Raw genomic sequence first — 2,792 nt, 5'->3', positions numbered from 1 at the left:
ACTATCCTTGACCTGCTTAATGAGTTAGATGCACAAGGTTATGATACAAAGGCAATCAGAGCTGAGTTTTTCGCTTCGACTACGCCCACTCCAGACCAAATCCTCCAAAGAGTAGCCGAGAATTTTGGGAAGATTGAGGATATGCGGGCGAAGATGAAAAACTGGGGAAGTGCAGGGACGAAGACTTTTCCTGTAGTAGAGAGGAGATTTTTGTTCAAAAAGCCAGATAAAATGAAGTTTATTACTCCAGATATAAATCGAACTATGATTATAAATGGTGATGTAACATTTGAAATAGATGAAAGAGGAAGTAGATCTATTACCATTTCTGATTATACAGGATTTTCTGAAAAACAAATAGATTTTAGGTATCATTTACAAGAGGTTATGAACACACATAATATTACTTTTACCGAAGAGCAAGGTTTTAATAATTCTATCTATATGTTAGAACTTACACCTAATGAACCTAATATAATTTACGGAAAATTGATTATTTATATTGATTATGATAAAGGGATTGATGTTAAAACAAATGCATTTTCTGAAAATGGTGAAATTCTATTTAGTAAAGAAACAGTAGTTTCGGAGTTGTATAAAAATATTTGGGTTCCTACTGGGTATAGTGAGAAAATGTATTTTGAAGATGGGATAATCGAAACAAATACAAGATTGGAAGAGGTTGAATTAAATACTGGAATTTCAGATGAAGAATTTAGTATCCCTTAATAACAAGAGAAAATGATAACACACTGATGAACGCAGAGAATACGGATGGACGCAGATACAAAAATAAAATCGTTTATAGTTTATAGATGATAATCAAATAGAAATAAATTAGCGAAAATCCGTTAAATCCATATCATCCGCATGCAATTGATATAGGAGTCAGGAAAAACTGTAAGGTTAGCTAATTTTTTGTGCTATGGTAATGAGTGGTATTAGTGACTAATGAGATAAGATAAAACCATGACATAGCTTTTGTACTCAGGAAGAAATTAACAAAATGTTGGAGAAATTAAAGGAAAATCAGAAAGATGATGATAAAAATAATAGATTGGATTAGCAGAATAACAGCTATTTTGTTAGTAATTGTTCCATCATGCGGTATAATATGCTTGATATGTGGAATATGTGGGTTCTTCAACACAAATCCAGAAATTGGAATATTGATAGGAGTTATAATAGTTTTTTCAATACTACAATTAAGTTTATTTTTAGCACCTGCTGTAAGGCACAAAGGTATAGGATGCAAGCTTGCCGTGGCATTAGGAATGCTACCAGGTGTTATATTATGTTTAGCCATATTTGCTATGATTCCTGAAATGTTGGATATGCCTTTTTCAATATTTTATATTACATTATGTTGTATGATAAGTATTTTTGGATTAATAATATATCTTATTCAATATGTTTTATTATTTTTAAAGACAAAAGAATAAAGGCGAGTCTATATTATAATAGAAGACAACAAAAACTAAAGAGAGGATATCTATATCGGTTTAGTATATAAACAGTTTTTTAAAATACCTTTGAGCGAATCGTTTACTGAGAAAAATAAATATTGGCAATACAAAAGACCCAATAATATTTGGTAAGGAGGTAAATCATCATGAGAAGAATAATTTTATATATCTTATTATTGCTTTGTATATGTGGAAATAAAACAAATGGTCAGGAAATTACCTGGGGGAGTTGCACCACTTATGCACCAATGCCTGTATTGTTTATACATGGAATCAATAGTAATGCCTCCACATGGGAAACTGCGACTAAAGAATTGGAAAAGTATTTTGGGTATAGATGGATGCGGTATGACGGGAAATATATAACTCCTGACCCTCATTTTTACCCTGTTACTTACGATGAAAAGAATCCCAACGCCCCGCAGAACAAGGTCGTGAAGCATTATTTAGAGGCGTTTGATTATGGTGGGGAGAAGGGAACGGGAAGTTTTAATCATCTTGATACATACAGTGAGCCATTAAAGAAACTCATTGAAGGAGACGATAATTCGCCGGGGATATTAAAGTCTTACTATGGGGCTAACTATAATCCCGATACTGACAAACTCATTATAGTTGCTTATTCGCAAGGCGGATTGATTGCCAGACACTATATTCAGGAAAAGGAGGGCTGGAAACGAGTAAAACGACTGATTACTATTGGAACTGCTCATGCTGGAAGTTGGGTTGCTGATGAACTAATAAGAAGAATACGCGAGGTTCCTGAATCTGAATTTGGACAGATACTGCGAGGAGTAATTCTCCGTAGTCTCGCAAGGAAATTAGAGGTAAAAAAGATAGAAGATATAGCCAAAGGTGCTCTTCAGGACCAACAAACATGGTTGAATCAATCTCCTATACCTCTACCTATGCATAATACTTTCCTCTGGCATCTTAATAACGATCCAGGATTGCAAAATTTATGGGATAATGTAGAGGTAGTATGTATAGTAGGGCAGATCGGTGCTTTGGGGTGTTATAAGGATACCGACGGTGTAGTTAGTGGTTTGAGCCAACAAGGGGTGCAAGAAGGGTTTGCCTATAACACAAGAATCTTTGACCCAATTTCTGTAATTAGGATAAGAGATGGTTTAAAAGGATTCCATGCTAATGAAACTAAGCAATGGGATAAAATCCACCAATCCCTCGACGGTATTCCCGATAAAGGAACAAAGACATACGATACGCCTTGTGTAACACTTGGGACATCTACTGTTACGCCGGGCACTTATAGCTTATACTACCTGGGGTCAAAAGAGAATTTTTATATCACCGGCAAAATTCAAG

At 34.7% G+C, this 2,792-nt stretch carries 3 protein-coding genes; all 3 read left to right on the top strand.

Annotation, left to right across the window (positions count from 1 at the left end; translation table 11 throughout):
- On the top strand, positions 1-729 hold a 729-nt coding region (locus AB1414_18535), incomplete at its 5' end, for an outer membrane lipoprotein-sorting protein (GenBank protein MEW6609412.1).
- Between the two features lie 308 nt (positions 730-1,037).
- Positions 1,038-1,442, top strand: coding sequence for a hypothetical protein (locus AB1414_18530; protein ID MEW6609411.1), 405 nt, complete (start codon positions 1,038-1,040; stop codon positions 1,440-1,442).
- 170 nt (positions 1,443-1,612) lie between these two features.
- The coding region (locus AB1414_18525) for a hypothetical protein (GenBank protein ID MEW6609410.1) at positions 1,613-2,792 on the top strand (1,180 nt) is incomplete at its 3' end.

The sequence above is a fragment of the bacterium genome (assembly GCA_040755795.1).
Taxonomy (GTDB): Bacteria; UBA9089; CG2-30-40-21; order CG2-30-40-21; family SBAY01; genus JBFLXS01.
The sequence above is the reverse complement of the archived record's forward strand: the minus strand, read 5'-3'. Positions and strand labels throughout refer to the sequence as shown.

Coding starts and splice junctions, on each gene's coding strand:
- AB1414_18530 (MEW6609411.1), top strand. CDS start 1,038: ATGATGATAAAAATAATAGATTGGATTAGCAGAATAACAGCTATTTTG.